The organism is Maritimibacter alexandrii (genome assembly GCF_005871115.1).
GTDB classification, from domain to species: domain Bacteria; phylum Pseudomonadota; class Alphaproteobacteria; order Rhodobacterales; family Rhodobacteraceae; genus Maritimibacter; species Maritimibacter alkaliphilus.
Map to the genome: position 1 here is coordinate 413,215 of NZ_SWKQ01000013.1, position 24,649 is coordinate 437,863.

Consider the following 24,649-nt stretch of genomic DNA (forward strand, 5'->3'; position numbering starts at 1 on the left):
AACAACCGACCCGGAGTTCTGCCATGATCCTGTGCTGTGGAGAGGCGCTGATCGACATGCTGCCGCGTGAGAGCACGGGCGGCGAACCCGCCTTCGCGCCCTACCCCGGCGGCGCCGTGTTCAACACCGCCATCGCGCTTGGCCGGCTCGGGGTCGAGACCTCGTTCTTCTCCGGCCTGTCGCGGGATCTGTTCGGCGAGATGCTGGAAACGGCGCTGGGGGCCTCGCACGTCGATGCGAGCGTCGCGGTGCGCTCGGACCGGCCGACAACGCTGGCCTTCGTCAAGCTGGTGGACGGTCAGGCGCGGTATGCGTTCTATGACGAGAACACGGCGGGGCGGATGCTCACCCCCGCCGACCTGCCCGATGTCACCGAGGCCGAGGCCCTGTTTTTTGGCGGAATTTCACTGGTCGTGGACCCCTGCGGCGCAGCCTATGAGGCGCTGATGCTGCGCGAGGCGGGCAAGCGGGTGACGATGATCGACCCCAATATCCGACCCGGTTTCATCACCGACGAACGCGCCTATCGGGCGCGGATCGAACGGATGCTGGCGGTGGCCGATATCGTGAAGATCTCGGACGAGGATATGGACTGGCTCGGCACCGATGCGGATGAGATTCTGGCGAACGGCGCGGCGCTGGTCTGCGTGACCGAAGGGGCCAAAGGGGTCGTCGGCCATTGGCGCGGCGGCTCGGTGCGGGCCGAGGCGCAGCGGGTTCAGGTGGTCGATACCGTCGGGGCGGGCGACACGTTCAACGCGGGGCTTCTGGCGGGCCTGTCGCAGGCCGGGCTGCTCGACAGGACGGCGCTGGCCCAACTGGACGAGGCCAAGGTGAAGCCCGCGCTGGACCTCGGCAACCGCGCGGCGGCGATCACCGTGTCGCGGGCCGGGGCCAACCCGCCGTGGGCGAACGAGCTGTGAGGGCGCTGGTCCAGCGGGTGAGCGAGGCCGCCGTTCGCGTGGATGGCGCGGTCGTCGGTGAGATCGGCGCGGGGCTTTTGATCCTCGTCTGTGCGATGGATGGCGATGCCGAGGCGAATGCCGATACGCTGGCCGCCAAGGTCGCGAAGCTGCGGATCTTCAAGGATGATGCGGACAAGATGAATCGCTCGCTTCTGGACACGGGCGGGGCGGCGCTGGTGGTGAGCCAGTTCACGCTGGCCGCCGACACGCGCTCGGGCAATCGTCCGGGGTTTTCCACGGCGGCGCGACCCGACGAGGGCGAGCGGCTGTACGAATATTTCGCAGGGCAGTTGCGCGCGCAGGGAATCGAGGTCGCACAAGGGCGGTTCGGGGCGGACATGAAAGTGTCGCTGGTGAACGATGGGCCGGTGACGATCTGGATGGAGTTTTGAAGCGCCCCTACTCCGCCGCGCGCAGGGGGCCGTTGCCCAGTTCCGAAATCACGTAGCCACCGGGATAGGTCGGGCGGCGGCGCGCGGTGATGAGGCGCGGTGTCTTGCGGCGTGGAAGCTTGCCCAGCACCCATTTGCGCGCCGCCATCGCCCGCTCCACCGTCTTGCGCACCCCGCGCGAGGGCGGCTCAAACCCCATCGCGAGGAGCAGGGGACCGTCCATCAGGGCGAGGGCGGCGGGCCGGGCGAGAGAGAAAAGCGGGCGCGGCAGGTAGAAGCCCAGCAGCAGGTCGAGCGAGGCGACGGCGATCCGGTGGTTGCTCTCGGCGTAGCGGAACTGCGCGCCTTCATAGGCGCGGTTGAGAGCGTCGAAGGCGGCGTAATCGGCCGGGATGCCGGAGATGCCCATGCGTGCGCCCAGAGCGCGGTAGTAGTTGGTCCAAGCCCGCACTTCGTCGTCGCTGAACGGGCGCTTGGCGTATTTGGCGCACCAGCGGACGGGTTCGCAGACGAAGGTGGTCAGGACGTAGAGCATGTCGTCGTTCGAGATGCGGAAGCGGCCGTGGATCGCGTTGATCCGCGCCACCGCCTCGGCTCCGCGATCCGAGTCCAGCCCGTGTTCCATCGGTTCGGACAGCAGAAGCTCGGTGTCGTCGTAGCGTTTGCGCGGCTCGGTTTCGAACTTGCCGGTGCGCACCAGAAGGCCCGAGATCGACGGCACCGCGTAGGTGCGGAAGAGCGCGAATTCGAGCGATTTTTCGATGTCCCACGCGAATTCGATCGCGCCGAGCCAACGGCAAATCTCTTCGTACTCGGTGTCGGGGTCGCGCCCCAGCCCGCTCGTCTCGCTGATCGTCATGCCCATGTCCCGTCAGGCCCCGCTGCCACTATTGCGGTCGGCAGGGCCTTGGGCAAGGTCAGGCTTCGATCTCGTGCTTGCGGGCATGAAGGAAGTCGCGCAAGTCGAGCACGGATTTCTCGTCCATCGAGACGTAGATCAGCGACATGTTCGTCCGCTCGCGCACCATTTCGCCGGGGAACGGCAGATAGCTGAGTTCGCGCGACCCGAAACTGGGCGACGCGGTGCCGACCTGCCAGTCGGTCGTCAGTTCCACATCCACGAGTTTCAGCGCCTTCGCGCCGCCCTGCCCCGGACGCTCGAACGGCACGCCCGCGAGTTTGAGGTAACTCGTCTTGTCGGCGGCCTTCACGAACCCGTCGATGAACTGGGCGGCGAGCACCTGAAGGTCCGCCGCCTCGTCAGGGTGGTGCATGTGCGAATGCAGGTGGTCGGCGTCATGCGGGTGGTTGTGGCCGGGTGCGTGGTGATGGCCGTGTGCGTGATAGTGCGGGTGGTCATGCGGCATGGATCAGCCCCCCACCTTGTGCGGATGCGGGTTCGACCAGCGCTTGCCTTCGAACTCTCCATGCGGGAACTGCACGGGCTTGTCGATCATCGCCTTGTGCTTGCCCAGCGTGCCGTGGCTGACCATCGCGCCGAGCACGTCGACGATCACGCGGGTGCCCATGAGGGCGGTGATGTCGGATGTGTCGTAGGGCGGCGAAACCTCAACCAGCTCAAGCCCGCACAGCCCCTCTTTCGCGACACCGGAGGCGAGCGCCAGCGCCTCACGCGGAAGGAAACCGCCGGGTTCGGGCCAGCCGGTGCCGGGCACGAAGCCGCAGTCGATCGAGTCGATGTCGAAGGACATATAGACCATGTCGACACCGTCCCAAGCCATCTCCAGCGCCATCTCGACGGTCTTGTCGATGCCCATCTTCTCCACGTCCGCCATCGTGATGATGTTGGTCTGCCGCTCGCGCGCGACCTTCACCGCCTCGCGCGGCACCTGCCAGCCGCCGATGCCGATCTGGACGAGGTTCTTGGGCGGCACGTTGGGCATGTTGGTCGCATGGAACCAAGGTGTCGTGTGCATGCGTTCGTCGAGGTCTTTTTCCTGAATGTCGGCGTGACGGTCGAAATGGACGATGCCGATCTTCTTCGACGTCACCTCGGCGATCCCGCGCACGCAAGGAAAGCCGATGGAGTGGTCGCCGCCGATCATGATCGGGAAGCTGCCGGAAGATGCTACATGGCTCACCGCCCGCGTGATCTGGTCAAAGGACTTCTCAAGGTTCGCCGGGATCGTGAACACGTCGCCCGCATCGCAGAGCGTCATCTGTTCGCGCAGATCGACGCCGATCTCGTAGTTGTAGGGCGTATAAAGCGCCGAGATTTTGCGCACGCCTTGGGGGCCGAACCGGGTGCCGGGGCGATAGGTCGTGCCACCGTCAAAGGGGATGCCCAGCACTGTCGCGTCGTAGTGGGCGACCTCCAGCACGTCCTCGGCATAGGGCGCTTTGAGGAACGTGTTGATGCCCGCGTAATGTGGCAACTCGCCCCGCGCGAAGGTGGGGATCGACTTGTCCTCGATGCTGTCCGCGCCGGTCAGGCCCATCCGCAGAGCCCATTTCTTTTCTTCCTCCCAGCGGTCGCCATCGATGTCGGCTTCGGCCTGCATCGCCTTCCATCCGCCAAGCTTGGTGAGGTCCGGGTGATGGGCGCGCCGGTCGCGGGCGTCATGCGCGGCGGCGAGGTCGCGGGGGTGGTGGGATCGGGTGCGTTTGGGCGAAAACATTGCTGTCTCCTGTCGTCATGCCGGAGTGCGGCGTCAGTCGCGGGCCTTGGTTTCAGCGACACGCGGAGCCCGGGGGCGCGTGCCGTGTCGGGTCAACTGGCTTTCGCCAGCGAAGGGTAAAGGTCGAGGATGCGCTGGAACGGGATGCCCCGGTCGCGTGCGTCGAAGTCGTAAGTGATCGTCGCGCCGAAGGCTCCGGGATCGTGCGGGTCCCAGCGCGGCTTGTCGAACACCAGAACCCGGTCGCCGAGCTTGAAGCCCTCTTCCAGATCATGCGTGACCATAAAGACGGTCATTTTGGTTTCGGCGCGCAGTTCGGTCAGGAACTGATGCATCGACAGCCGGGTGCCGGGGTCGAGCGCGCCGAACGGCTCGTCGAGTAGCAGGATGCGCGGCTTCGCGGTCAGCGCCTGCCCGATGGCAAGCCGCTGCTGCATGCCGCCCGACAAGCTCGCCGGATACTGGTCCGCCACATGGTTCAACCCGATCCGGTCGAGCATCGCGTCGGCGCGTTCCAGCGCGGCGCGGCGCGCGGCCCCACGCAAGCGGCCTGATGCGGTCTGGAATCCCTCGCCCGCCACGATGTTCTGGCGCACGGTCAGATGCGGAAAGACCGAGTATTTCTGGAACACCACGCCGCGCTCCAACCCCGGTTCGACAGCAGGTTCTCCCCCGTCGATGGTGATCGTGCCGCGCGTCGGCTGCTCTTCGGCCAGCAACATGCGCAGGAAGGTGGACTTGCCGCAGCCGGAGGCCCCGACGATCGAGATGAACTCACCCTCGTTCACCTCGACGTTCACACGTTCGAGGATCGGGCGGCCCCCGTAGCTTTGGAACACATCGCGGACGGAGACGAAACTCATAGCCCGGCCTCCATCCACGGAAACGCCTTGCGGGTCAGGAGCCTGAGCGCCCAGTCGATGAGGAAGGCCAGGAGCGTGATCCAGATGACGTAGGTGAGAATGACGTCCATCGCGAGGTAGCGGCGGACGAGGAAGATGCGATAGCCGAGGCCCACGTCCGAGGCGACGGCTTCGGCGGCAATGAGAAAGAGCCACGCGCTCCCCAGCGACAGGCGCACGTTGGCGATGAGGCGCGGCAGAATTTGCGGGAGCGCCACGCGGGCGGCGATGACCCATGTGGAGGCGCCGAGGGTCTGCGCCTTGACGATCTGTTCGTGCGGGATGTCGAGCACGCGTTGGCTGAGATCGCGGGTCATGAAGGGCGTGATGCCGATGACGATGAGCACGATCTTGGAGGTTTCGCCAAGGCCGAACACGATGAACAGGATCGGTAGCAGCGCGAGCGGCGGCACCATCGACAGGACCGCGACGAAGCCCGAGAAGCTGCGCCGGGCATAAGGCAGAAGGCCGATAAGCATCCCGACGATGAGCGAGATCAGCGCCGCAATCCCCACACCGCCCAAGAGCCGGAGCAGCGAGGCGGCGGTGTCGCGCCACAGCAGAATCTCGCCCGAACGGCGGTCGGGTTCGGTGAAGAGCCGGATCGCAGTGTCGAGGATCGTGCCGGGCGCGGGCAGCAGCTTGTCCGAAGGGTTCGCCGCCAGACGGATCTCGGACCCGATGGCATAGGCGATGGCGACGGCCACGAAAGGCGCCGCTGCGAGGGCGACCGCGAGGGGCCGGGCCGGGGATCGGTTGATGAGACGCATGGGTCAGCCTTGGGACAAGGCGGGGCCGCGCGAACGGCCCCGCGACGCGTGCTTACAACTCGCCGTCGGCGGCCATCTGCATGTAGGTGGCGTCGTAGCGGAACTTGACGTTGTTCGCGTCGCCGCTCGTCGAACCGTCAGGATAAGCGACGCCGACGAAGTCTGCGCTTGGTGCGCCTTCGCCAAGGATGCCCTTGTCGAACAGGAACTCGGCGACGTTGGTCATGGTCGTCGGCAGATCGGCGGACGAGGCCTGCGCCACGGCATCTGCCGGGTCATAGAACATCTCGGTCGCGGCGAGCTGCACCTTGTAGCCCTCAAGATCGGTGCCGGACGCTTCGGCCATCGCGGTCAGCGCCTCTTCGTCGCCTGCGGCCATCAGACCCATGACCTCGTACCACGCGCCCACCAGCGCCTTGCCGAAGTCCGGGTTGTCGGCCAGCGTTTCCGAGTTCACGACCATGAGATCGAGGATTTCGCCGGGAATGGCGGACGAGTCGAACACGTTGGTCGCGTCGGGATTGCTGCCGAGGATTTCCGACACCAGCGGGTTCCACGTCACGACCGCCTGCACATCGTCGGTGGCATAGGCCGCGATCATGTCGGCGTCCGAGGTGTTGATGACCCCGTCCAGATCACGCTCGGCCAGACCGACGCTGTCGAGGCCACGGGCGAGCAGGTAGTGCGACACGGAGAGTTCGACGAGATTCACGGGTTTGCCCGCAAGGTCTTCGATCGTGCCCTCACCCTTCAGGATCACCGCGTCGTTGCCGTTGGAATAGTCACCGATGATGAGTGCTGTGGTGTCCACGCCGCCGCCCGACGGGATCGAGAGCGTGTCCATATTGGTGGCCGACACGCCGTCAAAGGCGCCTGCGGTGTATTGGTTGATCGACTCGACGTAGTCGTTGATCTGCACGATCTCGACGTCGATGCCGTATTTCTCGGCCCATTTGTCCATGATGCCGCTGTCTTCCAGATAGCCCCACGGCATCCAGCCGACATAGATGGACCACGCTACCTTGAACTCGGTCTTTTCCTCGGCTTGAGCCGGAGCAAGAGATGCGCCGAGGACGCCGAGAGAGAGCGCCCAAGCGGACAGGATGTTCGTTTTGGTCATGATGTTCCCCGTTCTGCGTCCCGCCTTTGACTGGTCGGGTTCCGGTCCACTGGCGGAACAAAGAGATTGGGCGCGGACGAAACCAGCGCAGTATGTCTCCCGGGATTTTGGCCCGCCGTGTGCCCCTTCGGAATTTGCCGGAGAGGTGACGCTTCTCGGACCAGACCCGCGTTTTGGCGCGGCGGAACCCTAAGCGTCCTGCCCGTCAAGGTGAGCGCTAGCGCGTTTTCCGCGTCAACCGAGAACCGAACGCTGCGGGGCGCGGGCACGACAATGGCGCACAAATGCGCGGCGATGGTGCAAAAATGGGCAGCCGCTGTCTGGATCGTGGCCCCGACAGGGCCGCCCGACTTGGCCTTGCGGTCCCGCTCCACTAGACGTTCTGGCGAGGGACAAGGGAGTCACCGGCGCATGGCGACGGACACAGGGCAGACCGATAGGCCGCGCGTTTCGGTGATTATCCCGGTGCATGGGGTCGAGGCCTATATCGAGGACTGTATCGCTTCGGTTCAGGCGCAGGATCTGGCGTCGCTGGAAATCATTACGGTCAACGACGTGTCCCCCGACGACGCGCAACGGGTGATCGACCGTCTTGCCGCCGACGATCCCCGGATCAGGCCGATGGTTCTGACCGAGAACGTCGGACAGGGCTTTGCGCGCAACCGGGCGCTGGAGGTGGCGACGGGCGAATATGTCTGGTTCATCGACGGCGACGACTGGATGCCCGACACCGGCTTTCTGTCGCGGGCCGTCGCGCTCGCCGATACGACCGCGAGCGACATGGTGCGCGGGCGAAAGCTGTATCACGCGGTGGAGCGCAAAGCGGGCCAGCCGCTGCGGCTGGTGCCTGACGAGGCAGAACGGCGGTTTTCCGAAACGCGCGCGGGCATCGCCTTGGCCGACGATCCCTTCATTCTGGAAAGCTGGCACTTCTGGCTGTGGCTCTATCGCCGGTCCTTTCTGGACGACCACGGTATCCGGTTCGCCCTGACCCAGATGGAGGAGAGGCCTTTCGTGGTCGAGGCGCTGTTGCACGCGGACCGGATCTCGCTCCTCGCTGTCGAGGCGACGCGCTATCGCCAGCGGGCGCAGTCGACGATGCGGCGGGCGCGCACGATGGAGGACAACGCGCGCCTTCTGCAAAACCTCTCGCTGGTGGTGGACAGCTTCGACAAGGCCGGGGCGGTCGACCGCACGAGCCCTTTGCGCGCGCATCTGAACGTGGCGATGACGCAATTTCTGGAAATCATTTTCTTCCGCGAGGCCTTTGCCGATGTGCGCACCCGGTCGCAATCGGATCGGGATGCGTTCTGGCGGCAGGCGTCGGCAGCCTTTCGGCGCGCGGCTTTCACGCCCGCCGACATCGTGCCGGGGCTGGCCGGGCAGAACGACGCGGCGCTCGAAGCGCACGCCTATCACCTTGCCGTCGCCGGGCTTGGTGCCGACGACCCCGCGGTGACCGCTCTGGCGGTCGATTTCGGGTTTCCGCCCGAGGCGGGCGAGGTGCCGGATGCGGTGGCGCGGACGCTGGCGGATTACGCGGCGCACCGTCCGGCGGCCCATGCGACGCACCGCAACGCGTCGACGGTGGTCAACTACGGGCTGTTCGGCTGGCGTCTCTGGGGCCTCGCCCCCGTGCTCGCGCTCGTCGTGCCGCGTGCCCAGCGCGCCGCATTTCGGGCGGAACCCTCGACCTTCGCGCACCGCTATTGGGCGCGCGGGGCCGCGCTTGCCTTTCCGACCGGCGATCCGGCGTGGCCCTTCCGGTTCTGGATACCCGTCTTCGCCCGCATCCTCGCAGCGCAGGGGCTGGCGGGCCATGTCCCGCGCTTTCGCCGCGATCCGGTGAAATTCGTGCGCACCCTCGCGACGCCGTTGGAGCGATTTGCCGGGCGGCTGCTTTTTCCGGCGGGCGAGCTTCGCTAGTCCAGAAAGGTCCAGCTGTCCGCCCCGTCGAACTGGCGGATGCGGATGCCGTCGATCGCGGCTGGGTCGTCAGCCAGACGCAGGTTGAACGCGCGGTTATTGTCGGCCTGCCCCTGCCAGTGGGTGATGCAGCCGCAGGTCGCGCAATGGTGGAAGGCGAGCGATTTCTCACCGCGCAGATAGGGAACCGTGTGGTCTTCGCCTTGCAGAAATCGCGCATTCGTGGGCGGAGAATAGCCCCAAAGGGCGCCGTATCTTCTACAAGCCGAACAATTGCAGGAATTCAGCTTCGGCGGTCGGGTGATCTCGAACCGAACCGCGCCGCACAGGCAGGAGCAGGTTATGAGGTCGTCGTCGGGCATGGCCGCCTCCGGGGATACCCCCCGAAGGCTACCATGAAACCCATCAGCCATCCACGCGGATGCGGGCGTTGGTCGGGTCGTGCGGGCTGTCCTCCACGATCTCGCAATCCCACAGCCGGTTCTGCATCTTGACCTTCAGCTTGGTCCCGACCTTGGCCAGTTCGGGCTTCACATAGCCCATGCCGATCTGTTTGCCGAAGGCGACCGAGTAGCCGCCCGAGGTCAGACGCCCGACCTTGGTGTCGCCGTCGAACAACGCCTCGCGGCCCCACGGGTCGGCATCCTCCGGCCCGTCGATCAGAAGCGTGACGCACATGGACCGGATGCCTTTCGCCGCCATCTCGGCCTTGCCGTAGAAGTCCTTGTCCATGTCCACGAAGCGGTCCAGCCCGGCCTCAATCGGGGTCGCGTCGCGGCCCAATTCGGTGCCGAAGGCGCGGTAGCTTTTCTCCTGCCGGAGCCAGTTCTGGGCGCGGGCACCCACGGGTTTCAGCCCGTGCTTCTCGCCCGCCTTCATCAGCTGATCCCACAGGTAATTCTGCATCTCGATCGGGTGGTGAAGCTCCCATCCAAGTTCGCCGGTATAGGCGACGCGGATCGCCATGACCGGGCACATCTTGAGTTCGATGTTGCGCATCGAGAGCCACGGGAAGCGTTTGTTGGACAGCGCCGTGTTCGGGTCGGCGTCCACGATCAGCTCCTTGAGAATGTCGCGGGCGTTGGGTCCGGCCAGCGCGAAGACGCCGTAACGGGTGGTCACGTCTTCGCGGTTGATGCGACCTAATTCGGCCTCTTTGTCCTCGATGGCCTTGTAGAGGTAGTCCTCGTCATAGGCGTGCACGCCACCGGCGGAGACGAGGTAATAGCTGTCCTCGGCCTCGCGCACGATGGTGTATTCGGTGCGGGTCGTGCCCGTGGACGTCAGCGCATAGGTCAGGTTGATCCGGCCCACTTTCGGCAGCTTGTTGGTGGTGAACCAGTCGAGGAACGCGGTCGCGCCGGGGCCGGAAATACGGTGCTTGGCAAAGGCCGAGGCGTCGATCAGCCCTGCGGTGTCGCGGATCGCCTGCGCTTCGGCCTTGGCGTAGTGCCACCAGCCGCCACGGCGGAAGGACCGCGCGTCGTGGTCGAAATCGTCGGGCGCGTCGAGCGGGCCGTAGTAGTTCGGGCGCTCGAACCCGTTCACGCAGCCGAACTGCGCGCCCAGCGCCTTTTGCCGGTCATAGGCGGGCGCGGTGCGCAGCGGGCGGCAGGCCGGGCGCTCTTCGTCCGGGTGGTGCAGGATATAGACGTGGTCGTAGCATTCCTCGTTCTTGCGGGCCGCATATTCGGTCGTCATCCAGTCCTGCCCGTACCGCTTGGGGTCGAGCGCGGCCATGTCGATCTCGGCCTCGCCCTCGACCATCATCTGGGCAAGGTAGTATCCGGTACCGCCCGCGGCGGTGATCCCGAAGGAAAACCCCTCGGCCAGCCACATATTGCGCAGGCCCGGCGCGGGGCCGACCAGCGGGTTGCCGTCGGGGGTGTAGCAGATCGGTCCGTTGAAATCGTCCTTGAGGCCGACCGTTTCCGACGACGGGATGCGGTGGATCATCGACATGTATTCTTCCTCGATCCGGTCGAGGTCGAGCGGGAACAGATCGGCGCGGAAGCTGTCGGGCACGCCGTGCTCGAACCGCGCGGGCGCACCTTCTTCATAGGGGCCGAGAATCCAGCCGCCGCGCTCTTCGCGCACGTACCATTTGGCGTCGGCGTCGCGCAGCACCGGATGCTGCGGCTGGGTTTTGCGGTATTCAACCAGCGCCGGGTCCGGTTCGGTCACGATGAACTGATGCTCGACCGGGATCGCGGGCATCTTGATGCCCAAGAGCTGCGCGGTGCGCTGCGCGTGGTTGCCGGTGGCCGTCACCACATGCTCGGCATGGATTTCGAAGGTTTCATCGGTCGGAACGAGGTTCCCGCCCCGCTCGCCCATCACCGTGCCGTGCACGATCCAGTGGTCGCCCGCCCATTCGTAGCTGTCCACCTGCCGCTTGCGGATGATCTCGACGCCGCGCTGGCGTGCGCCTTTGGCCATCGCCATGGTGACGTCGGCGGGGTTGATGTAGCCATCGGTCGGGTGAAAGAGCGCGCCGATCAGGTCTTCGGTGCGCAAAAGCGGCCAGCGGTCCTTGATCTCGGCGGGCGAGAGGAATTCGTAGGGTATGCCCACCGTGTCGGCGGTCGAGGCATAAAGCTGGTATTCGTCCATCCGGTCCTGCGTCTGCGCCATGCGCAGGTTGCCGACGACGAAAAAGCCCGCGTCCAGCCCGGTTTCCTCTTCCAGCGTCTTGTAGAACTTGACCGAGTAGTCGTGGATGTGGCTGGTCGCGTAGCCCATGTTGAAGAGCGGCAGAAGCCCGGCGGCGTGCCATGTCGAGCCCGAGGTCAGCTCGTCCCGCTCCAGAAGCGCCACGTCGGACCAGCCCGCTTTTGCTAGGTGATAGGCGATCGAGGTGCCCACGGCACCGCCCCCGACAACCAGAGCTTTCACTTGTTTCGCCATCACGCGACTCCCTTCCATGTCCGCGCCCAAAATGGCGCAACCGTGGGAAAGCGGGCAATTTGGCCCGACGCTTCGCGGTGCGAAAACGACCTAGCGCGCGTAGGCGGCGATGAAAGTGTCGACGGGCAGGATCGGGCGCAGGATGTCGGCCAATTCATCGACCTTGGCATCCTTGGGATCGAAGAGGACGTAACAGACGAAATCCTCGACCATCGCGGCCTGCTGTTCATATCCGTAGGTCAGGAACTCGCGCCCCGCTTCCGGCACCCAGAAATACGGGTCTTTCGACTCGATGCTTTCGCCGGCCGACACCAGCGGCGAGTAGTTCGTGCGCGCGCGGTTCTGCCATTGCCAGACATGGACAAGCTCATGCGCCATGATCGGTGCGACCGGGTAAAGCGCGCTGTCGGGCAGGCCCGCGAAGGCATCTTCGGGATACCAGCGGTAGGAAAAATAGATGTTGTCGTCGAGGACGAAGGCGGCGGGCCAATCCCAGTAGCGGCGCGGCGAGGGCTTGCGCACGCAAAGGTCATCGGGCGCCTTGCGCGGCGGCGGGGCCGCCTCGACCGGTTCGGACGGGTCGCGCAGCGCCGGATAGTCGCGCGGCAGCGGCAGAACGCCTGCGCCCGCCAGCACCTCGATCCCCTCGATCTCCAGCGTGTCGCCGAAAAGGTTCTTGGCGAAAACGGTCTCGTTCGGGGTCAGGGTGCGCGCGCAGCCGGAGGCCAGGACCGTTGCGGCAAGAGTAAACAGAAGTGTTTTGCGCACGAAGGACCTCGGAACTGCTCGTCGGGAAACCGTAACCGATTCCCCGCCGGATGAAAGCCCACCTTCCCGTGTGCCTAGCGCCCGCGCGGATCGACCAGTCGGGCGAGGACGCTGGATTGCGAAACGCGGCCCAGCACGGCGCCGTCCTCGACCACCGAGAGCGGGCCGCCCTGCCCCAGACGTTCCATCACCTCGCCCACCTTGGTGGCGGCGTCGATCTGCCCTTCGCCCTCGCCCGGCTCCATCACGTCGCGGGCGGTGAGCACGCCGAGCGGGTTCATGTGGGCCACGAAATCGGCCACGTAATCGTTGGCGGGGGCCGTGAAAATCTCACGCGGGGTGCCGCATTGAACGATGCGCCCGCCCTCCATGATCGCGATGCGGTCGCCGATCTTGAACGCTTCGTCCAGATCGTGACTGACGAAGATGATCGTGCATTTGAACCGTTCCTGAAGGTCGAGAAGCTCGTCCTGAAGCCGGGTGCGGATCAGGGGGTCGAGCGCCGAATAGGGCTCGTCCATCAAAAGGATCGGCGCGCCTGTGGCAAAGGCGCGAGCAAGGCCCACGCGCTGCTGCATCCCGCCCGACAATTCGCCCACCATCCGGTCGGCCCAGTCGGTCAGCCCCACGATTTCCAACTGTTCGTCCACTTTGGCCGTGCGCTCGGCCCGCGATTGTCCGCCCAGTTCCAGCCCCAACCCGACGTTGTCGCGCACGGTGCGCCACGGGAGCAGCCCGAACTGCTGGAACACCATCGACACCTTGTTGAGCCGGATATGGCGCAGGGTCGCCGCGTCCGCATGGGTCACATCGACCATCTGTCCGCCGTCCGACACGCGCACCGAACCGCGCACCACCGGGTTCAGCCCGTTCACGGCGCGCAAGAGCGTCGACTTGCCGGAGCCGGACAGCCCCATGAGCACGAGGATCTCGCCCTCGGCCACGTCGAGCTTGCAGTCGTGCACGCCCAGCACCTGCCCGGTCTCTTCCTGCACGGCGGCGCGGTCCTGCCCCTCGTCCATGAGCGGAAGCGCCTGATCCGGCTGGTCGCCGAACACGATCGAGACGTTGTCGAATTCCACGGCATTGGTCATTTGCGTTCGATCCTCAGCATTCGGTCGAGGATGATGGCGACGACGACGATGACGAAGCCGCTTTCAAACCCCAGCGCGGTGTTCACCTGATTGAGCGCGCGCACGACCGGAACGCCCAGACCGTCGGCGCCCACAAGGGCCGCGATGACCACCATCGACAGCGACAGCATGATCGTCTGGTTGAGGCCGGTCATGATCTGCGGCAGCGCGTAGGGCAGTTCGACTTTCCACAAAAGTTGCCGCCCCGTCGCGCCAAAGGCCTGCGCGGCTTCTTTCAGCGCCATCGGGGTCGAGGATATGCCGAGGTGCGTGAGCCGGATCGGCGCGGGGAGCACGAAGATCACGGTGGCCAAGAGGCCCGGCACCATGCCGATGCCGAAGAACACGATGGCCGGGATCAGGTAGACGAAGGTCGGCAGCGTCTGCATCAGGTCCAAGACGGGCCTCATCCCGGCGTAGAGTTTCGGCCGATGCGCCGCCGCGATCCCGATGGGCACCCCGATCGCCATGCAGACCACGCAGGCCGACAGGACGAGGGTGAGGCTTTCGGTCGTCTCCTCCCAATACCCCTGATTCATGATGAACAGGAAACCGAGGACGACGAAGACCACGATCTTCCAGTTCTTTTGCAGAAACCACGTCAGCACCGCGAAGACGGCCACGATCAACAGGGGCGGCGGTGTTTGCAGCACCCAGAGGATCGCGTCGATCATGGTTTCGCCCGCGACGGATATCCAGTCGAACACCGGGCCGCCCACGTCCTGAAGCCAGTCGAAGACGTCGCGCGCCACCTTGCCGACCGGGATTTTCGTATCTTCGAGCCAGTCCATGTGCCCCCTATCGTGCCACGTCGGCGGATGTGCCGATCCAAGTGTAGTCGTAAAGTGTCTCGTCCCCGTCCGGCGTGATCCGCCGTTCGGACAGGATCGCGCCGATCTCGGGCGCATATTCGACCTCGCGGGTGTCGATCTCGCCGCTCGCGCCCGCCTCCATCACCCGGATGGTCCAGGTGTCATAGGTGCAGTCGAGGATGCCGCGCGTGCCGTCGCCGACATGGTTGAACAGCACCGGGCGCGTCGTTTCCTCTCCCATCGAAACCTCGGTCAACGAGAGCGAGACATCGCCAAGACGGGCGAGATCGTCGAGCGCCCCGGTGTCGCCGGTATAGGACAGAAGCCGCACCTCGCCGCCCTCATTCACCGACATGGGTGCAAGCGCATGGTCGTAGGTCAGGGTGACCACCGATTTCACCTCGTCGGCATCGGTGATGAGGCGCACTTCGTTGAACCCGTCGGGGCGCAGTTCGATATCGGCGCGGATGAAGATCGGTTCGTTCTGAACCAGCACGATCCCCTCACGCAGGTCAGCCCGCGTGGGACAGGTCGCCATCGCTGGACCGGCGGCGACGATCAGGGCGAGCGTCGTGATGCGTTTCATTCGATCTCCCCCACCACGGCGCCGTCGTATTCGACGACCGAAAGCGTGCGGCCACGCGGATCGACCTGTTCCGTGCGCACGACGACGCCCAGATCGGGCGCGTAGTCCCACAGGAAATGGATCGGCTCCATGCCTTCGATCGCGTTCTCGTTTCGCAGCACCCATGTGTCGTAGACGCAGTCGCCGATCCTGACCCGGCCCTCGCCCTCGTAAAACAGGCGATAGTGACCCGTGCCGAAGCGTTTTCCGTCGACGATCAGCCCGAACATGGCGGCGAAATCCCCGGTCTCGTCGACCTTCAACGCGGCATCCATATCGGCCATGTAGTCGAAAGAGATTATGCCGTTCGCGCTTTCCTGCTGTTCAACGGCAAGCGCGTTGGCGTAGGTCGAGGCCCGACGCACTTCGCCCTCCAGCCGCGACATCTGGCGGTATTCGGTCAGAACGCCATCCTCTTCGCGATACATCACCTTGAACAAGGGCGAGGCGCGCACGAGCGTCACGCCCTCGGCCAGATCGGCCTTGGTCGGACAGGCCGCCATGGCAGGTGACGACAGGAGCAGTGAGACGAGGATCGCGCGCATATGGAAAGGGCGGCAGGTTCCCCCGCCGCCCGTCCGGTCTTAGTCGAGCGCGGCGGTCACGGCTTCGACCGCATCGCCACCGTCCTTGGTGGTCACGCCGTCCAGCCAGGGCTTCCAGGCATCCGGGTTCGCGGCCAGCCAGGCGGAGGCCGCATCGGTCGGGTCTTCACCATCGTTCAGGATCGCGCCCATGATCTCGTTCTCCATGGCGAGGGTGAACTTGAGATTGCCGAGAAGCGCGCCGACGTTCGGGCATTCTTCGACATAGCCGGCACGGGTGTTGGTATAGACCGTCGCGCCGCCCAGATCGGGGCCGAAGAATTCGTCACCGCCGGTCAGGTAGCCCATCTCGAAGTTGGCGTTCATCGGATGCGGCTCCCACCCCAGGAACACGATGGGTTCGTCGCGCTTGGTGGCCCGGTCGACCTGCGCCAGCATCCCCTGCTCGGAGCTTTCGACCACTTCGAAGCCTTCGAGGTCGAAGGCGTTGCCCTCGATCATGTCCATGATAAGCCGGTTGCCGTCGTTGCCCGGTTCGATGCCGTAGATCTTGCCTTCGAGCGCCTCGCGCTGGCTGGCGATGTCGCCGAAGTCGGCGATGCCGAGGTCCATGGCGGCCTTGTTCACGGCAAGGGTGTATTTCGCGCCCTCGAGGTTTTCACGGACGGTCACGACCGTGCCGGCCTCACGATAGGGGGCGATGTCGCCTTCCATCGTGGGCATCCAGTTGCCGAGGAAGATGTCGATGTCGCCTTCGGCCATCGAGGTATAGGTCACCGGCACGGACAGCACCTTGATGTCGGTTTCATAGCCCAGCGCATCGAGGATCACGGTCGTCGCAGCCGTGGTCGCGGTGATGTCGGTCCAGCCGACGTCCGAAAACGTGACCTCGTCGCATTGCGCGAAAGCCGGGGCCGCAGCGGCACAGATCGCCAGCGCGGAAAGGGTCGTCTTGATGGTCATTCTATAGCTCCCTGTTTTTTATTGATTGACGAGTCAATCAAAGAAGAACACTTTGGCGCCCGCGTTACAAGGGTGAGTTATGCCAAAGGTTGGAATGGAGCCTATTCGCCGGGAGGCGCTAGTGAAAGCAACGATTGCTGAAATCGGCGCGATGGGCTCGCTCGACGTGACGGTGAGCAAGATCGCCAAACGCGCGGGCATGTCTCCGGCCCTTGCCCATCACTACTTCGGGTCCAAGGACCGCATCCTTCTGGCCGCGATGCAGCACATCCTGACGACTTATGGCCATTGGGTGCGCGTGGAACTGGCGCAGGCGACCACGCCGCGCGCGCGGTTGGAGGCGATCATCCGCGCGTCCTTCGAAGCCGGGAATTTCGAGCCTGCGGTGATCGCGGCGTGGCTGAATTTCTACGTCCACGCGCAGGGCGATCCGGGCGGGGCGCGGCTTTTGCGGATCTATCACGCACGTCTGCGGTCGAACCTGATCCATGATCTGCGCCCCCTCGCGGGCGACCGGGCGGCGGACATTGCCGAAACGCTCGCCGCGCTGATCGACGGCGTCTACATCCGCCACGCGCTTGGCACCCCGCCCGATGGCGTCTCTGCCGTCGCCCGCGTGACCGACGTGCTCGACCGTCTGTTGGAGGCCAAATGACCAAGCCGAACATCCTGATCCTGATGGTCGACCAGTTGAACGGAACGCTGTTTCCCGATGGTCCTGCCGACTGGCTTCACGCCCCGAACCTGAAACGGCTCGCCGCAAAATCGGTGCGGTTCAAGAACGCCTACACCGCCTCGCCGCTCTGCGCGCCGGGGCGGGCCGCGTTCATGTCGGGGCAGTTGCCCAGCCGGAACGGCGTCTACGACAATGCCGCCGAGTTTCGCTCGGACATTCCCACCTATGCCCACCATCTGCGGCGCGCGGGCTATTACACCGCGCTGTCCGGCAAGATGCATTTCGTCGGCCCGGATCAGCTTCACGGCTTCGAGGAACGGCTGACCACCGACATCTATCCCGCCGATTTCGGCTGGACGCCGGATTACCGCAAACCCGGTGAGCGGATCGACTGGTGGTATCACAACATGGGATCGGTGACGGGGTCGGGCGTCGCCGAGATTTCCAACCAGATGGAATACGACGACGAGGTCGCGCATTTCGCCAAGATGAAGGTCTATGACCTCGCCCGCGCCAAGGACGACCGGCCATGGTGCCTGACGGTCAGCTTCACGCATCCGCACGATCCTTACGTGGCGCGCAAGAAATACTGGGATCTTTACGAGGACTGCGCGCATCTGCTGCCCGAGGTGCCCGCGATGGACTACGCGGACCACGACCCCCATTCCCAACGCATCTTCGACGCGAACGACTGGCGCAGCTACGACATTTCGGACGACGATATTCGTCGGTCGCGCCGCGCCTATTTCGCCAACATCAGCTACCTCGACGACAAGATCGGGGAAATTCTGGACGCGCTCGAAACGACACGGCAGGAGGCGACGATCCTTTTCGTCTCGGACCACGGCGATATGCTGGGCGAGCGTGGGCTGTGGTTCAAGATGAGCTTCTTCGAGGGCTCCTCCCGCGTGCCGCTGATGATCTCCGCGCCCCAGTTCGAGCCGCGGCTCGAAGAAACGCCGGTCTCGACGCTCGACGTGACGCCGACGCTGGGCGAGCTTGCCGGGTTGGACCTGTCGGACATTCTGCCGTGGGTCGATGGGCAAAGCCTGTGCCCGGTCGCCTATCATCAGGCGCGCGAGACGCCGGTGAAGATCGAATATGCCGCCGAGGCGAGTTATGCGCCGCTCGTGGCGCTGGTGCAGGGCCGCTGGAAATACACCCGCTGCGCGCTGGACCCGGACCAGTTCTTCGATCTGGGGGCCGACCCGCAGGAACGCGTGAACCTTGCCGAGACCGAACCCGACAACCCGTTCCTTGCCGAGTTCCGCAAGATGGCGGATGCGGCGTGGGATCTGGAGCGGTTCGACGCCGATGTGCGCGCAAGCCAGGCCCGGCGCTGGGTCGTCTACGACGCGCTTCGCAATGGCAGCTATTACCCGTGGGATTACCAGCCGCTGCAACGCGCCTCGGAACGCTACATGCGCAACCACATGGACCTGAACGAAGTCGAGGAAAGCCAGCGCTTTCCGCGAGGAGAATGACATGATCGACCCGAAACCGACCGCCAGCCATTTCATCGACGGGGCCTATGTCGAGGACGACAGCGGCACGCCGATCCCGGTGATCTATGCGGCGACAGGCGAGGAAATCGCCCGCGTTCACGCCGCCACCCCTACCCTCGTCGACCGGGCGATTGCCGCCGCGAAACGCGCGCAGCCGGAATGGGCCGCGATGAGCGGGACCGAGCGGGGGCGCATCCTGCGCCGAGCCGCCGACCTGATCCGCACGCGCAATCGCGAGTTGTCGGAGCTCGAGACGCTCGACACCGGCAAGCCGTTGCAGGAAACGCTGGTAGCCGACGCGACCTCGGGCGCGGACGCGCTTGAGTATTTCGGCGGGCTGGCCGGGGCGCTGACGGGCGAGCATATCCAGCTTCCGGGCGGCGATTTCGTCTACACCCGGCGCGAGGCGCTTGGCGTCTGCGTCGGCATCGGCGCGTGGAACTATCCGACCCAGATCGCCTGCTGGAAGGCCGCGCCCGCGCTCGCCTGCGGCAATACGATGGTGTTCAAGCCGTCCGAGACGACGCCGCTTTGCGCCCTCAAAGTGGCGGAAATCCTGAAAGAGGCGGGCCTGCCCGACGGCGTGTTCAATGTGGTGAACGGCGCGGGCGAGGTTGGGGCGGCGCTGGTGGGCGACGAGCGGGTCGCCAAGGTCTCGCTCACCGGATCGGTGCCGACGGGGCGCAAGGTGTATCAGGCGGCCGCGGCGGGCATGAAGCACGTGACGATGGAGCTTGGCGGCAAGTCCCCGATGATCGTGTTCGAGGATGCGGATATCGAGAACGCCATCTCGGGTGCCATTCTGGGCAACTTCTATTCGTCGGGCCAGATCTGCTCCAACGGCACGCGCGTCTTCGTCCACACAGACATCAAGGAGGCGTTCCTGTCGCGGCTCGCTGAACGGCTCGGCACCGCCGTCATGGGCGATCCGCTGGACGAGGCCACGAACTTCGGCCCGATGGTCAGCGAAGGGCAGATGAACATCGCGATGAACTACATCGCCAAGGGTGTCGAGGAAGGGGCGCGGCTGGTCGCGGGCGGCAAGCGGGCGGACCGGGACGGCTGGTATCTGGAGCCCACCGTGTTCGCCGACGTCACCGACGATATGACCATCGCGCGCGAGGAGATCTTCGGCCCCGTCATGTGCGTGCTCGATTTCACGGACGAGGACGAGGTCATGGCCCGTGCGAACGCCACGGAATACGGGCTGGCGGCAGGCGTGTTCACCCGTGATCTGACCCGCGCGCACCGTGTGGCCGCCGGGTTCGAGGCGGGCACCTGTTACATCAACACCTATAACGACGCGCCGGTGGAGGCACCTTTCGGAGGTGTGAAAGCCTCGGGCGTCGGGCGCGAAAACTCCAAGGAAGCCATCAACCACTATTCCGAGGTGAAGTCGGTTTACGTGCGGATGGGCGATGTGGAAGCCCCGTTCTAGGCATCGAAAGGCCTGAAAAATGCAAGCGGACTATGTGATCGTCGGTGCCGGATCGGCTGGCTGCGCCATGGCGTATCGGCTGGGCGAAGCCGGGCATTCCGTCATCGTGATCGAACATGGCGGGACCGACGCGGGGCCGTTCATCCAGATGCCGGGGGCGCTGTCCTACCCGATGAACATGCCGCGCTACGACTGGGGGTTCTCGTCCGAGCCGGAGCCGCAGTTGAACAACCGCCGCATGGCCGTTCCGCGCGGCAAGGTGGTCGGCGGGTCGTCGTCCGTCAACGGCATGGTCTATGTGCGCGGGCATGCCAAGGATTACGACCACTGGGCCGAGAGCGGCGCGGCGGGCTGGGGCTACGCCGATGTGCTGCCGTACTTCCAGCGGATGGAGCATTGGCACGGCAAAGGTGACAGCGACTGGCGCGGCACCCAAGGGCCGCTTCACGTCCAGCAGGCGCGGCAGTGGAACCCGCTGTTTCACGCCTTCGTCGCGGCAGGACGCGAGGCCGGGTATCCGGTGACGGAGGATTACAACGGCCACCAGCAGGAGGGGTTCGGCGCCTTCGACATGACCGTCTGGCAGGGGCGGCGCTGGTCGGCGGCGAATGCTTACCTCAAGCCCGCGATGGCGAAGTGGGACGTGACGCTGGTCAACGGGCTGGCCAAACGGGTGGTGTTCGAGGGGGGCCGCGCGGTCGGAGTCGAGATCGCGCGGCGCACGGACGAGACCATTCGCGCCAACCGCGAGGTGATCCTCGCCGCATCGTCGATCAACACGCCGAAAATCCTGATGCTGTCGGGCATCGGGCCGGGCGCGCACCTGCGCGATCACGGGATCGAGGTGCGGGCGGATCGGCCCGGCGTGGGGCAGAACCTTCAGGACCATCTCGAGGTCTACATGCAATATGCCTCGAAGAAACCGATCACGCTTTATCGCTACTGGAACCTCTTGGGCAAAGCCTGGGTCGGGGCGCAGTGGCTCTTTACCCGGACGGGGCACGGCGCGTCGAACCAGTTCGAAAGCTGCGCCTTCATCCGGTCGCAGGCGGGCGTCGAATACCCCGACATCCAGTTCCACTTCCTGCCCATCGCCGTGCGTTACGACGGCAAGGCCGCTGCCGAGGGCCACGGGTTTCAGGCGCATGTGGGACCGATGCGGTCGAAGTCGCGGGGCGCGGTCACGCTGGCCTCGGCCGATCCGGCGGCGCCGCCCAGGATCACCTTCAACTACATGAGCCATGACGAGGATTGGCAGGACTGGCGCCGGGCCGTGCGGCTCACGCGCGAGATTTTCCGCCAGCCTGCGATGGAGGAATTCGTCAAGCATGAGATCCAGCCGGGCGGCGGCGACACGGACGGCGAGATCGACGCCTTCGTGCGCGAACATGCCGAAAGCGCCTATCACCCCTGCGGCACCGCGCGGATGGGGGCGAAGGACGACCCGAACGCCGTGGTCGACCCGGAGTGCCGGGTGATCGGGGTCGAGGGGCTGCGCGTGGCCGACAGTTCGATCTTTCCGCGTATCACCAACGGCAACACCAACGCGCCCTCGATCCTCGTGGGCGAAAAGGCCGCCGATCATGTGCTCGGGCGCACACCCCTTCCGCGCGACAACCGGGGGTCGTGGATCAATCCGGACTGGCGGACGGCGCAACGCTGACCTAGCTAGGGAACATGACCGACGATCTGTCCCTCGACGCCCGCGACGGGCTGCCGCCCGAGCTCAAGGTGCTGCTTGACGATTACCCCCGCGAGATGTGGCAGGGGCACCCGAATTTCTCGGGCCTCACCGCCTTTTGGCTTCAGATGCACGGCAAGTTCCGCTCGGTCCAGACCGAGCTTCTGGGCCTGACGCAGGCGTATCTGGACGCAAAAGAAGACCCGATGCGGTTCGGCGCCGCGACCTCGCGTTACACCGGCTTTTTCCTCGAAGGGCTGCATGGGCACCACAATATCGAGGATCATCATTATTTCCCCCAAATGGTCGCACTGGACGCCCGCGTGGCCCGCGCCTTCGATGTGCTGGACGCCGATCACCATGCCCTCGCCCATCACATGAACGCGCTGGCGGACGCCACGAACGCGGTGCTGCGCCCGCTTCAGAACGGCGAGGACGCGCGCGATCCGGCGGGCAAGCTTCATGGGGTTCAGAGCGATTTCCAGAGCTTCCTCGACCGGCACCTGACCGATGAAGAGGATGTCGTCGTGCCGCTCATCCTGAACTATGGCGACAATTTTCACTGACTTGATCCGGGTCAAAGTGAGTGACCACATAGCGGCCTAGTCTCGGTCCACACGCTGACAGGAGACAGACATGGCCCATACGCCGCACGAACTTCACGAGGAATTCCCGGAGCACGCCGAAAAGATCACGGCGCTCAAGACCTCGGACCCGCATTTCGCGAAACTTCATGACGCGTATCATGACATCAATCGCGCGATCCATCGCGCCGAGACCAATGTCGAGCCGACCGATCAGTTCGCGGAAGAGGACATGCGCAAGGAACGCTCGCGCCTGAAGGACGAACTTTACCGGATGCTGACCGCGCCCGCGTGATCGGGATCGGTGCAGATGAACGAACGAACCCCGGCCACTGTGCCGGGGTTTTTCATTCGGCCTCGACCTCGTCGGGCGACTTGCCCTCTTCGACGATCTGGCTGAAGCGGTCGAAGAAGCTGTCGACCATCTTCTTCGCGAACCCGTTGACGATGCGGCTGCCAAGCTGGGCCAGCTTGCCGCCGACCTTGGCGTCGACCTCGTAACTCAGCTCCGTGCCGCCTTCGACCTCGGTCAGCGTCACGTTCGCGCCGCCCTTGGCAAAGCCTGCGACCCCGCCCTTGCCCTCGCCCACGATCCGGTAGCTTTCGGGCGCGTTCACGTCCTCGAGCGTCACCTCGCCCTTGAAGGTCGCCTTCACCGGGCCGACTTTCTGCTTCACCACGGCCTGAAACCCTTCGTCGGGCGTTCCGGTCAGTTCCTCGCACCCCGGAATGCAGGCCTTGAGCGTCTCGGCGGAGTTGAGGTGGGTCCAGACGGTTTCGCGGTCTGCCGCAATCGTGCGGCTTCCAGACATTTCCATGATGTCGCTCCCTGTTCGTTGCCCCGAAACTAGAGGGCGGGCGACGGAGGGTAAAGCCGCCTTACCGCGCGATCTCGTATGGCAGGGTGCCGCGAAGATCGGGATCGACGCGCAGTTTTCGCTCCAGCGGCGGGACCGAGCGTTGGTGGCAGTCGGGGCGTTCGCAGATGCGGCAGGAAATGCCGATCGGTTCGAAGGCGGTGGCGTTGGTCACGTCGAGATCGTCGGCGTAGACGAGCGATCCGGCGTGTTTCACCTCGCACCCGAGGCTGATCGCATAGCGCCGGATCGGGGCCTGAAAACTGCCGCCCGACTTCGACACGTCGCGCGCGAGCGAGATGTAGCGGACCCCATCGGGCGTCTCGGCCAGTTGGCGCAGGAACCGCCCCGGCGTCTCGAACGCCCGGTGCACGTTCCACAGGGGGCAGGCCCCACCGAACCGCGCGAATTGCAGCCGGGTGGCGGAGTGGCGCTTGGTGATCGTCCCGGCCTGGTCGACGCGCACGAAGAAGAACGGGATGCCCTTGGCACCGGGTCGTTGCAGCGTGGACAGGCGGTGCGCCACCTGTTCGATGGATGCGCCGAACAGATCGGCGAGCCTTTCGAGGTCATGGCGGGTCGCCTGCGCGGCCTCGAGAAACCGGGCATATGGCAACAGCGCGGCCCCGGCGAAATAATTGGCGAGGCCGATCTTGGCGATGGCGCGCGCCTCGTCCGACTGGAACCGGGCGAAATCGAGCGTCGCTTCCAACAGGTCGTTCTGCGCGATGAGCGCGATCTGGTGCAGGAGTTGAAAGCGGCGTGTCGCGGGCGAGGCGAGTGCCGAGAGCGTCAGGACACCGGCTGCGGCGTCGTAGCCGCGGATGCGGTCGGTGTCCGACAGCACCACCGACACGCCGCGCCGGGCGAGATAGGCCTCGGCCGCCGCTTCGGGTGCAGCGTCGCGGACGAAATGCTCGGCCGCTCGGTCGACCGCGTCGATGTAGTTGTCGCAGTAGTGAAAGAAGTCGCGGACCTCTTCCCACGGGCTCGCCTGCACGGTTCCGCCTTCGCGCCCGAGGGCTTCGTCGAGGGAGGCGAGGCGTTCGTGCCCCTGCCGATAAGCGCGATGGATTTCGAGGAACGCGCGGGCCAGTGCGGGCGCGTTCGAGGCCACGAGGCGCAGGTCCGCGATGGGGGGCGCCGCATCGGCGAACACCGGGTCGGCCAGCGCCTCGCGCATGTCGGTGACCAATCGTTCGGCGTCGCCGGTCGAGAGTTCGGCCACGTCGAAGCCGAATTCCTGGGCCAGCGCCAGCACCACGCCCGTCGAAACGGGGCGGTTGTTGTTTTCCATCTGGTTGAGATACGGCAGGCTGACGCCCAGCTTTTCCGCGAACGCCTTTTGCGTGAGGCCCAGCCGCGTGCGCGTCTCACGCAGTTTGACGCCTGCATAAAGCTTTTGTGTCGCCATCTCGCCCTCCCTTTGCAAAGAAAAGCG

At 65.2% G+C, this 24,649-nt stretch carries 25 protein-coding genes and 1 riboswitch; of the genes, 9 read left to right on the forward strand and 16 right to left on the reverse strand.

Annotated elements, in window-relative coordinates:
* Positions 1-23 precede the first annotated feature (23 nt).
* Positions 24-923: a carbohydrate kinase family protein gene (locus FCT00_RS14590; protein ID WP_138423587.1), complete on the forward strand. Its 900-nt coding sequence runs from the start codon at positions 24-26 to the stop codon at positions 921-923.
* A complete protein-coding gene (gene dtd / locus FCT00_RS14595; RefSeq protein WP_138423588.1) occupies positions 920-1,357 on the forward strand; it encodes a D-aminoacyl-tRNA deacylase in 438 nt (145 codons plus the stop codon). Before FCT00_RS14590 ends, dtd begins: the two co-directional genes overlap by 4 nt.
* A 7-nt stretch (positions 1,358-1,364) precedes the next feature.
* Here the strand turns inward: dtd and FCT00_RS14600 are convergent, their stop codons facing one another.
* From FCT00_RS14600 to FCT00_RS14625, 6 genes are all read right to left on the reverse strand, one after another.
* Positions 1,365-2,216 carry an oxygenase MpaB family protein gene (locus FCT00_RS14600; RefSeq protein WP_235889099.1) on the reverse strand — a complete coding sequence of 284 codons (852 nt, stop codon included), beginning with the start codon at positions 2,214-2,216 and terminating at the stop codon, positions 1,365-1,367.
* A 58-nt stretch (positions 2,217-2,274) separates the two neighbouring features.
* Positions 2,275-2,724: a hypothetical protein gene (locus FCT00_RS14605; RefSeq protein WP_138423590.1), complete on the reverse strand. Its 450-nt coding sequence runs from the start codon at positions 2,722-2,724 to the stop codon at positions 2,275-2,277.
* 3 nt (positions 2,725-2,727) lie between these two features.
* Positions 2,728-3,996: an agmatinase family protein gene (locus FCT00_RS14610; protein ID WP_138423591.1), complete on the reverse strand. Its 1,269-nt coding sequence runs from the start codon at positions 3,994-3,996 to the stop codon at positions 2,728-2,730.
* Positions 3,997-4,088: 92 nt separating this feature from the next.
* Positions 4,089-4,859 carry an ATP-binding cassette domain-containing protein gene (locus FCT00_RS14615; protein WP_138423592.1) on the reverse strand — a complete coding sequence of 257 codons (771 nt, stop codon included), beginning with the start codon at positions 4,857-4,859 and terminating at the stop codon, positions 4,089-4,091.
* Entirely contained in the window at positions 4,856-5,668 is an 813-nt protein-coding gene (locus FCT00_RS14620) for an ABC transporter permease (RefSeq protein WP_138423593.1), read from the reverse strand. The genes FCT00_RS14615 and FCT00_RS14620 overlap by 4 nt, the downstream gene beginning before the upstream one ends.
* Before the next feature lie 52 nt (positions 5,669-5,720).
* Positions 5,721-6,788, reverse strand: a complete 1,068-nt coding sequence (locus tag FCT00_RS14625; protein WP_138423594.1) for a putative urea ABC transporter substrate-binding protein — start codon at positions 6,786-6,788, stop codon at positions 5,721-5,723.
* A 94-nt stretch (positions 6,789-6,882) separates the two neighbouring features.
* A riboswitch (guanidine-I (ykkC/yxkD leader) is annotated at positions 6,883-6,992 on the reverse strand.
* A gap of 207 nt (positions 6,993-7,199) precedes the next feature.
* Between FCT00_RS14625 and FCT00_RS14630 the strand changes: the two genes are divergently transcribed.
* A complete protein-coding gene (locus tag FCT00_RS14630) occupies positions 7,200-8,714 on the forward strand; it encodes a glycosyltransferase family 2 protein (RefSeq protein WP_171042999.1) in 1,515 nt (504 codons plus the stop codon).
* Here FCT00_RS14630 and FCT00_RS14635 read toward each other — a convergent pair.
* The 8 genes from FCT00_RS14635 to choX form a co-directional block, all read right to left on the reverse strand.
* Positions 8,711-9,076: a GFA family protein gene (locus tag FCT00_RS14635; RefSeq protein ID WP_138423596.1), complete on the reverse strand. Its 366-nt coding sequence runs from the start codon at positions 9,074-9,076 to the stop codon at positions 8,711-8,713. The two genes, FCT00_RS14630 and FCT00_RS14635, sit on opposite strands and share 4 nt — an antisense overlap.
* Positions 9,077-9,119: 43 nt before the next feature.
* Complete coding sequence (locus FCT00_RS14640; protein ID WP_138423597.1) at positions 9,120-11,621, reverse strand: GcvT family protein; 2,502 nt, start codon at positions 11,619-11,621, stop codon at positions 9,120-9,122.
* Positions 11,622-11,711: 90 nt separating this feature from the next.
* Positions 11,712-12,389 carry a hypothetical protein gene (locus FCT00_RS14645; protein ID WP_008330585.1) on the reverse strand — a complete coding sequence of 226 codons (678 nt, stop codon included), beginning with the start codon at positions 12,387-12,389 and terminating at the stop codon, positions 11,712-11,714.
* Between the two features lie 74 nt (positions 12,390-12,463).
* On the reverse strand, positions 12,464-13,483 hold the full coding sequence (choV, locus tag FCT00_RS14650; protein WP_008330586.1) for a choline ABC transporter ATP-binding protein: 1,020 nt from the start codon (positions 13,481-13,483) through the stop codon (positions 12,464-12,466).
* A complete protein-coding gene (gene choW / locus FCT00_RS14655; protein ID WP_008330587.1) occupies positions 13,480-14,313 on the reverse strand; it encodes a choline ABC transporter permease subunit in 834 nt (277 codons plus the stop codon). The genes choV and choW overlap by 4 nt, the downstream gene beginning before the upstream one ends.
* Before the next feature lie 7 nt (positions 14,314-14,320).
* The gene (locus FCT00_RS14660) at positions 14,321-14,920 is read right to left on the reverse strand and encodes a hypothetical protein (protein ID WP_138423598.1); all 600 of its coding nucleotides are present in this window, start codon (positions 14,918-14,920) and stop codon (positions 14,321-14,323) included.
* Positions 14,917-15,504 carry a hypothetical protein gene (locus FCT00_RS14665; RefSeq protein ID WP_008330589.1) on the reverse strand — a complete coding sequence of 196 codons (588 nt, stop codon included), beginning with the start codon at positions 15,502-15,504 and terminating at the stop codon, positions 14,917-14,919. The genes FCT00_RS14660 and FCT00_RS14665 overlap by 4 nt, the downstream gene beginning before the upstream one ends.
* Before the next feature lie 39 nt (positions 15,505-15,543).
* A complete protein-coding gene (choX, locus tag FCT00_RS14670; protein WP_138423599.1) occupies positions 15,544-16,467 on the reverse strand; it encodes a choline ABC transporter substrate-binding protein in 924 nt (307 codons plus the stop codon).
* Positions 16,468-16,546: 79 nt separating this feature from the next.
* Here choX and betI point away from each other — a divergent pair, with 79 nt between their 5' ends.
* From betI to FCT00_RS14700, 6 genes are all read left to right on the forward strand, one after another.
* Entirely contained in the window at positions 16,547-17,122 is a 576-nt protein-coding gene (gene betI / locus FCT00_RS14675; RefSeq protein ID WP_138423600.1) for a choline-binding transcriptional repressor BetI, read from the forward strand.
* Positions 17,119-18,627, forward strand: coding sequence for a choline-sulfatase (gene betC / locus FCT00_RS14680; RefSeq protein WP_138423601.1), 1,509 nt, complete (start codon positions 17,119-17,121; stop codon positions 18,625-18,627). Before betI ends, betC begins: the two co-directional genes overlap by 4 nt.
* 1 nt (position 18,628) lies before the next feature.
* Positions 18,629-20,086, forward strand: coding sequence for a betaine-aldehyde dehydrogenase (gene betB / locus FCT00_RS14685; protein WP_138423602.1), 1,458 nt, complete (start codon positions 18,629-18,631; stop codon positions 20,084-20,086).
* A 19-nt stretch (positions 20,087-20,105) separates the two neighbouring features.
* On the forward strand, positions 20,106-21,749 hold the full coding sequence (gene betA, locus FCT00_RS14690; RefSeq protein WP_138423603.1) for a choline dehydrogenase: 1,644 nt from the start codon (positions 20,106-20,108) through the stop codon (positions 21,747-21,749).
* A gap of 14 nt (positions 21,750-21,763) precedes the next feature.
* Positions 21,764-22,333 carry a hemerythrin domain-containing protein gene (locus FCT00_RS14695; RefSeq protein WP_008330600.1) on the forward strand — a complete coding sequence of 190 codons (570 nt, stop codon included), beginning with the start codon at positions 21,764-21,766 and terminating at the stop codon, positions 22,331-22,333.
* 70 nt (positions 22,334-22,403) lie between these two features.
* Positions 22,404-22,646: a YdcH family protein gene (locus FCT00_RS14700; RefSeq protein ID WP_008330602.1), complete on the forward strand. Its 243-nt coding sequence runs from the start codon at positions 22,404-22,406 to the stop codon at positions 22,644-22,646.
* Positions 22,647-22,698: 52 nt separating this feature from the next.
* Here the strand turns inward: FCT00_RS14700 and FCT00_RS14705 are convergent, their stop codons facing one another.
* Both FCT00_RS14705 and FCT00_RS14710 read right to left on the reverse strand, forming a co-directional pair.
* Positions 22,699-23,169, reverse strand: a complete 471-nt coding sequence (locus FCT00_RS14705) for a CoxG family protein (protein WP_008330603.1) — start codon at positions 23,167-23,169, stop codon at positions 22,699-22,701.
* A gap of 61 nt (positions 23,170-23,230) precedes the next feature.
* Positions 23,231-24,622 carry a helix-turn-helix domain-containing protein gene (locus FCT00_RS14710; RefSeq protein WP_008330604.1) on the reverse strand — a complete coding sequence of 464 codons (1,392 nt, stop codon included), beginning with the start codon at positions 24,620-24,622 and terminating at the stop codon, positions 23,231-23,233.
* Between the last annotated feature and the right edge of the window lie 27 nt (positions 24,623-24,649).

What these genes read in the sequence shown, in the direction of transcription:
- betI (WP_138423600.1), top strand. Translation starts at nt 16,547, where the DNA reads ATGCCAAAGGTTGGAATGGAGCCTATTCGCCGGGAGGCGCTAGTGAAA.
- FCT00_RS14710 (WP_008330604.1), bottom strand. Translation starts at nt 24,622, where the DNA reads ATGGCGACACAAAAGCTTTATGCAGGCGTCAAACTGCGTGAGACGCGC.
- FCT00_RS14635 (WP_138423596.1), bottom strand. Translation starts at nt 9,076, where the DNA reads ATGCCCGACGACGACCTCATAACCTGCTCCTGCCTGTGCGGCGCGGTT.
- FCT00_RS14705 (WP_008330603.1), bottom strand. Translation starts at nt 23,169, where the DNA reads ATGGAAATGTCTGGAAGCCGCACGATTGCGGCAGACCGCGAAACCGTC.
- FCT00_RS14605 (WP_138423590.1), bottom strand. Translation starts at nt 2,724, where the DNA reads ATGCCGCATGACCACCCGCACTATCACGCACACGGCCATCACCACGCA.
- choV (WP_008330586.1), bottom strand. Translation starts at nt 13,483, where the DNA reads ATGACCAATGCCGTGGAATTCGACAACGTCTCGATCGTGTTCGGCGAC.
- FCT00_RS14600 (WP_235889099.1), bottom strand. Translation starts at nt 2,216, where the DNA reads ATGACGATCAGCGAGACGAGCGGGCTGGGGCGCGACCCCGACACCGAG.
- choX (WP_138423599.1), bottom strand. Translation starts at nt 16,467, where the DNA reads ATGACCATCAAGACGACCCTTTCCGCGCTGGCGATCTGTGCCGCTGCG.
- betB (WP_138423602.1), top strand. Translation starts at nt 18,629, where the DNA reads ATGATCGACCCGAAACCGACCGCCAGCCATTTCATCGACGGGGCCTAT.
- FCT00_RS14640 (WP_138423597.1), bottom strand. Translation starts at nt 11,621, where the DNA reads ATGGCGAAACAAGTGAAAGCTCTGGTTGTCGGGGGCGGTGCCGTGGGC.
- FCT00_RS14590 (WP_138423587.1), top strand. Translation starts at nt 24, where the DNA reads ATGATCCTGTGCTGTGGAGAGGCGCTGATCGACATGCTGCCGCGTGAG.
- FCT00_RS14660 (WP_138423598.1), bottom strand. Translation starts at nt 14,920, where the DNA reads ATGAAACGCATCACGACGCTCGCCCTGATCGTCGCCGCCGGTCCAGCG.
- FCT00_RS14615 (WP_138423592.1), bottom strand. Translation starts at nt 4,859, where the DNA reads ATGAGTTTCGTCTCCGTCCGCGATGTGTTCCAAAGCTACGGGGGCCGC.
- FCT00_RS14625 (WP_138423594.1), bottom strand. Translation starts at nt 6,788, where the DNA reads ATGACCAAAACGAACATCCTGTCCGCTTGGGCGCTCTCTCTCGGCGTC.
- betA (WP_138423603.1), top strand. Translation starts at nt 20,106, where the DNA reads ATGCAAGCGGACTATGTGATCGTCGGTGCCGGATCGGCTGGCTGCGCC.
- choW (WP_008330587.1), bottom strand. Translation starts at nt 14,313, where the DNA reads ATGGACTGGCTCGAAGATACGAAAATCCCGGTCGGCAAGGTGGCGCGC.
- FCT00_RS14620 (WP_138423593.1), bottom strand. Translation starts at nt 5,668, where the DNA reads ATGCGTCTCATCAACCGATCCCCGGCCCGGCCCCTCGCGGTCGCCCTC.
- FCT00_RS14665 (WP_008330589.1), bottom strand. Translation starts at nt 15,504, where the DNA reads ATGCGCGCGATCCTCGTCTCACTGCTCCTGTCGTCACCTGCCATGGCG.
- betC (WP_138423601.1), top strand. Translation starts at nt 17,119, where the DNA reads ATGACCAAGCCGAACATCCTGATCCTGATGGTCGACCAGTTGAACGGA.
- FCT00_RS14610 (WP_138423591.1), bottom strand. Translation starts at nt 3,996, where the DNA reads ATGTTTTCGCCCAAACGCACCCGATCCCACCACCCCCGCGACCTCGCC.
- FCT00_RS14700 (WP_008330602.1), top strand. Translation starts at nt 22,404, where the DNA reads ATGGCCCATACGCCGCACGAACTTCACGAGGAATTCCCGGAGCACGCC.
- FCT00_RS14630 (WP_171042999.1), top strand. Translation starts at nt 7,200, where the DNA reads ATGGCGACGGACACAGGGCAGACCGATAGGCCGCGCGTTTCGGTGATT.
- FCT00_RS14695 (WP_008330600.1), top strand. Translation starts at nt 21,764, where the DNA reads ATGACCGACGATCTGTCCCTCGACGCCCGCGACGGGCTGCCGCCCGAG.